This window comes from Pseudomonas sp. R62 (assembly GCF_000257605.1).
In the GTDB taxonomy this organism is placed as follows: domain Bacteria; phylum Pseudomonadota; class Gammaproteobacteria; order Pseudomonadales; family Pseudomonadaceae; genus Aquipseudomonas; species Aquipseudomonas atacamensis.
Map to the genome: position 1 here is coordinate 1,411,615 of NZ_JH635999.1, position 5,667 is coordinate 1,417,281.

The 5,667-nt window shown below is 59.8% G+C and carries 5 protein-coding genes; 4 read left to right on the forward strand and 1 reads right to left on the reverse strand.

Annotated elements, in window-relative coordinates:
• Positions 1–155: 155 nt before the first annotated feature.
• On the forward strand, positions 156–1,184 hold the full coding sequence (locus OQK_RS24490) for a D-cysteine desulfhydrase family protein (RefSeq protein WP_016774743.1): 1,029 nt from the start codon (positions 156–158) through the stop codon (positions 1,182–1,184).
• Between the two features lie 84 nt (positions 1,185–1,268).
• Positions 1,269–1,898: an isochorismatase family cysteine hydrolase gene (locus tag OQK_RS24495; protein ID WP_016774744.1), complete on the forward strand. Its 630-nt coding sequence runs from the start codon at positions 1,269–1,271 to the stop codon at positions 1,896–1,898.
• Positions 1,899–1,976: 78 nt separating this feature from the next.
• Here OQK_RS24495 and OQK_RS24500 read toward each other — a convergent pair whose 3' ends face one another.
• Positions 1,977–2,798 (reverse strand): outer membrane protein OmpK, encoded by an 822-nt coding sequence (locus tag OQK_RS24500; protein ID WP_016774745.1) that lies wholly within the window; start codon positions 2,796–2,798, stop codon positions 1,977–1,979.
• A 661-nt stretch (positions 2,799–3,459) separates the two neighbouring features.
• Between OQK_RS24500 and OQK_RS24505 the strand changes: the two genes are divergently transcribed.
• Both OQK_RS24505 and OQK_RS24510 read left to right on the forward strand, forming a co-directional pair.
• Positions 3,460–4,482, forward strand: coding sequence for an ABC transporter substrate-binding protein (locus tag OQK_RS24505; protein WP_016774746.1), 1,023 nt, complete (start codon positions 3,460–3,462; stop codon positions 4,480–4,482).
• Positions 4,483–4,557: 75 nt separating this feature from the next.
• On the forward strand, positions 4,558–5,583 hold the full coding sequence (locus OQK_RS24510; RefSeq protein ID WP_016774747.1) for an aromatic ring-hydroxylating dioxygenase subunit alpha: 1,026 nt from the start codon (positions 4,558–4,560) through the stop codon (positions 5,581–5,583).
• Positions 5,584–5,667 lie beyond the last annotated feature (84 nt).

The following is a 5,667-nucleotide window of genomic DNA, read 5'->3' on the forward strand; positions in this document are numbered from 1 at the left end:
GTCAAGGAATACGAGCAAATCCTCAGGCAAGTGGCACGAGAGTCCGCCCCGGCCTGACAAAGCGACTTAACTGCAATACCAGTGATTAACCATTTGGCCGGGGCCTTGGTGAAGTGACCACCCCACTTCCTTTCATCAACGTCAAGTGAACCGTCATGCCTCACGACTTGAATCAACTGGAAACTGCGCTGGCTGCTTACCCCCGAGTGGCGCTGCTGGAAGGCCCGACACCGATTCAGAAGCTGTCCCGCCTGAGCCGGGCCGCCGAACTGCATGGCTGCAATCTGTACGTCAAACGCGATGACCTGATGGGCCTCGGCGGCGGTGGTAACAAACTGCGCAAACTTGAATTCCTGCTTGGCGAAGCGTTGGCCGAAGGCGCGGACACACTGGTTACCTGGGGCGGTTTTCAATCCAATCACGCCCGGTTGACCGCCGCCGTCGCGGCCCGCCACGGCTTGGCCTGCGAGCTAATCCTGACCCCGTCTGCGGTGCGCAGCGATGATGATTTTTGTCATAACGGCAACGTATTGCTCGATGGCCTGTTTGGCGCAAAGGTTCATCGACTGCCGCGGGGTCTGACGCCGGACAGCTACGCCGGCGAATTGCTCAGCGCGCTCCAAAGCCAAGGCAAAAAACCCTTCCTCATACCATTGGGCGGCTCCAGCCCCAGAGGCAGTCTGGGCTACGCCGCTTGTGCAGGAGAGATCCTCCGCCAGGCAGACGCGCTCGGTGTGCAATTCGAGCGGATCATCATCCCCAATGGCAGCGCCGGAACCCATTCAGGACTGCAAGCAGGTCTGGCACTCGCTCGATCATCAACCGAAGTTATCGGCTATTCGGTATTGGCAACTGAGGAGCAGGCCACGGCGGCGACCTTGAGCAAAACTCGGGAAACCTTGCAGCTCCTGGATCCGTCCGCATCCCTTGTGGAAAGCGCAATCACTGTGGATGGCAGTCAACGTGGCGACGCCTATGGCGCCCCCACCGAATCGATGCTCGAAGCGGTTCGGCTGCTGGCCTCCGTTGAGGGCTTGCTGACGGATCCGGTCTACGGTGGCAAGGCCTTCGCCGGGTTGCTCGCTGCCGTGCGCCAAGGCGACTACCCGCCAGGAAGTAATCTGCTGTTTGTGATGACCGGCGGCTTGCCTGGCCTCTTTGCCTACCGCAGCGCCTTCAACTGACTTGGGCTTTTTCGTCGTCATAAAAAACTGATGCCCGGGCGAGCCCACGGCATCGGTCACTCAACTTGCATGGAGTACATCGTCATGTCGAACGCCCCTTATCCGCTGAACCGCACCGCTTATCTGCTGGTCGATCCGTACAACGATTTTCTCTCGGAAAACGGCAAGATCTTCCCCTTGATCAAGCCGATTGCCGAACAGGTCGGGCTGCTCGACAACCTGCGAGCCCTCGATCGCGCCGTACGAGCGCAGAACATTCCAGTGGTCATCGTGCCGCACCACCGCTGGGAACACGGCGACTACGAAGACTGGGACCATCCAACACCGACCCAATGCAAAATCATGCACATGCACCACTTCGCACGCGGTGAATGGGGCGGCGAATGGCATCCCGATTTCGCACCGAAGGACGGCGACATCGTAGTGCAGGAACATTGGGGCTCCAGCGGCTTTGCCAATACCGACCTTGATTTTCGCCTGAAGCAGAAAGGCATCAGCCACGTCATCATCGTCGGCCTGCTCGCCAACACCTGCATCGAAGCGACCGCCCGCTACGCCTCGGAATTGGGCTACCACGTCACGCTGGTGCGCGATGCGACCGCCGCATTCCGTGCGGAAATGATGCACGCCGCCCACGAGTTGAACGGGCCGACTTTCGCTCATTCAATCGTGACTACCCAAGAACTGATTGAGGCGCTGGCAGCGCAGGAGTAGCGGCGATGAACACCGATTTCGCCAGTTTGCCGAGGTGGTGCGTCAAGGCCGCGTTCTGCAATTGGCGATCGGCCCCCGTCAAAAATGCACCTTGAGCAAGAGACTCAACGCGTTCTGGTCGGTAGGGAATCCGCTCGTGTCTTCAATCCCGTATTTATTCGACCAGTAATCCCATTCAAGTCCCGCATAAAAACGTTTTTGCTGTTGCCCCAGCGCCTTGCCCACGTCGTATTTGACTTGTGGGTTGAAGTGAAAGCTCCGGGCCACATAGTTGGAGGTGCCTTTGTTGCCGACGTCGTTGACGTACCACTCCAGATAACCGTCGAAAAGAATGTCGGAGCGACCCACCGGGAGGGTCATGGACCAGGTCGGGTTGATCTGCCATTGACCTGAGGCCTTACCGGTGATGCCGTCGGGTTTGCGGTAGTAGGTATTCAGGGAAAAGCGGTCGAAGCCTGGAAGCACGAGGTCGACAGCGGGGCCCAACAGATATTTGCGATTGCGGTTTTCACCGCGCTCGTAGGTGGCGGCGATGAGTACGTCCTTGACGATGCCATAGCTCAGGGAGCGGTCACTGATTTTGCCCAGCGACAGCCGTGGGGAGAATTCACCGTAGTAGGAATGGCCGTCGGCACCCGAGAGTCCACTGGACCATTTGTTGTCGACGAACATGAAGATATCGCCCCACGTCCAGCCGCTGGCGTGTTCGAAGCTCAGCGTGTGCTGAGTATCGTCGCCAGTGCCGTCGACTTTGAAATGCTGGCCGTAGAGGTAGCTCAAGCTGTTGTCGTTCCACAACAGAGGGCCAGCTTCGGCGCCGGCGCTGGCCAGAGCTAACAGCGGCGGCAGGCTGCGACGCAGCAGTGAAGGTGCAAGTAATGGAATACGCGATGCGTTCATGGGCTGCCCTTGTCAGGTGATTGGCGGATATCACCGGCAAGGCATGCCCGAGCTGCGGATCAAGCAGCTGCTCTGGCCCTCAACTTAACGAGGGGCGACCCTTGCCGGGTGCGCGGCGTAATGCCGCCAGAGCAATGCCCTGCACCTCGGGTTCTGTTGAGAGCCCTCTGTGCTGACCGCTTCTACTCGAATGAGGGCTAAGCAGGGGTTGTGCCAACTGAGCGAATACAATCCTCCTCTCTCATTCAGCACAATCCCTACGCAAAACTGAATACTTTGCAGCCATCGGTTGCGCACCAGATTGAGGCGCGCCCACTTGGATTCGCACCGTTGCGAATCGCCTGCCCACCTCCTGCTGATTGCCTCGCCCGCCGGATCCTGTGGGGGCGGGCCTGCGACGGCTTGGCACACTTTTGGCTATTACCACTTTCGAGTAGAAGCGGTCAGTGCCAGCGATGGCACCGGGCATTGCTCTTGCGCCCCTCCCTGTGGGCGTACGTCCGATTGGATGCTTGAACGCGGCGCCATCGCCCGGGCAAGAGAGAAGTGTCAGCCGTGTAACTACGCATATACGCCCTCTCTCCTTGTTCTCTCCAATCGGTCCCTCGCTGGCGTGCCGATTGGCGCGCGGCGGTTTTCGAATCGTTGTGGAGAACACATCATGAAAATTCGCTTTGCCTTGGGTCAACCGCTTCGCTCGCTACTGGCCATGGCGCTTGTGCCCGCCGCCCTGATCGCGTCTCCACTGGCTTTGGCCAATGACAAGGTGGTGCTGCTTACTTCCTGGTATGCCCAAGCCGAACAGGGCGGTTTCTATCAGGCCCTGGCGGATGGACTGTATGAAAAAGAAGGCCTGGACGTGACCATTCGCATGGGTGGGCCGCAGGTCAATGGCATGCAGCTGCTGCTCAACAAGCAGGCCGATTTCATCGTCAACTACGACTTGCAGATTCTCAAAAGTGTGGAACAAGGCCTGCCGGTGGTGGCCGTGGCCGCGCCCTTTCAAGGTGATCCTCAGGGTCTGCTGACCCATGCCGATGTGAGCGGCCTGGATGCGTTGCAGAACAAACAGGTGCTGGTGTCCACCTCCGGCCAGCAAACGTGGTGGCCTTGGCTCAAGGAAAAATACCAGCTCAAGGACAGCCAGGCCCGCCCCTACACCTTCAACCTGCAACCCTTCCTCGCGAACGCCAACACCACGCAGCAGGCCTATGCCAGCTCCGAGTTGTTCCAGGCGTTGAAGGCCGGGAAGAAAGCCAACTTCTTCCTGTTTGCCGACGCCGGTTACCCGCCCTACGGCTCGACCCTGGCCACTCGCCAGGACGTGATCGATCAGCATCCTGAGCGAGTCCAGCGCTTTGTTCGCGCCTCGATGGAGGGCTGGAAGCGCTACCTCGACAACCCGAGCGCCAACCACCTGATCAAGGCCGATAACCCGAACATGAGCGATGAATTGCTCGCCTGGGGCTTGTCGACGCTCAAGCAATATCGCCTGGTCACCGGCGGTGATGCCGCCACCCAAGGCATCGGCGTGATGAGCGATGCGCGCTGGCAGGCCACGCGCAATTTCATGGTCGACGCCGGCCTGCTCGGTGCCGATGCGCCTTGGCAGAAGGCCTACACCACGCGCTTCGTCAAGGACTTGAAGGTACTGCCTGGCGCCGAACAGTCCGCCAGCCGCTGAGCCTGATTGCAAGACTGCTGAACCCAGAGCCCGAGCCCAAGAGCCGGCTGAACGAATACCGTGAGGACACTTGTTATGTTGGTCACCAAACAACCTGTATTGCGCCGCTTCTGGTATGCCCTGCTGCCCATGACCGCGCTGGATGCCGGCCCGCAGCCCTTCACTTTACTCGGTGAGGCGCTGGTGCTGTGGAAGCGCCCCGACGGCACCCCGGTGGCCATGCGCGACCGTTGCTGCCACCGCACCGCCAAGCTCTCGAAAGGCTTTGTCAGCGAGGACGGCAACATCGCCTGCGGCTATCACGGCTGGGAATACGACTGCACCGGCACCTGCGTGAAGATCCCGCAAAACCCCGCTGGCATGATTCCGCCGGGCGCCTCGGTCCAGGCCTTTCACTGCCAGGAAAAATACGGCTACGCCTGGGTCGCCCTCGACGACCCTCTGCAACCAATCCCTGAGTTTCCCGAGGATGGCGCCCCGGGCTACCGGCGCATCTTCCAGTTTTATGAAGAGTGGAAAACCAGCCCGCTGCGGGTCATGGAAAACTCCTTTGACAACTCGCATTTTTCCTTCGTCCACAAAGCCAACTTCGGCCTTTTCGACCAGCCCGCGCCGGCCGGCTACGAGTTTCGTGAAACCGACTACGGCTTCGAGGCGGAGACCCGGGTGCCGATCCGCAATCCTGAGGAAAGCTATCGCATCACCGGCACTCGCGAGCCGATTACCCAGCGCCACCTGATCAACCGCTATTACCTGCCGTTCTCCCGGCGCTTTGGCTGCATGTATCCGGACAGCGGCATCCACCACATCATCTACAACTGCGCGACGCCCATGGAAGACGGGCGACTGATGCTGGTCCAGTGGCTGTACCGCAATGACAGCGAAGAGCAATGCTCGACCCAGGAACTGATCGACTGGGACGCAGCGATCACCGCCGAAGACCGCGACATCCTCGAAGCCACCGATTACGACGCCTGTGTCGATACTCGCCGGCGAGTGGAATTGCACATGCCGTCGGACAAGCCTGGCCTGGTGATTCGCCGGCAACTGCTGGGCCTGCTCGAAGCCCACGGTGAAAGTGAAGTGTTCCTCAGCCATTGAAGTCAGCGCCCCGGTGTGCCGGGGCTTTACCGGACGCTCATGAACCAAGGGGAGAGCGCTATGTTGATGCAAACCATAACTGGG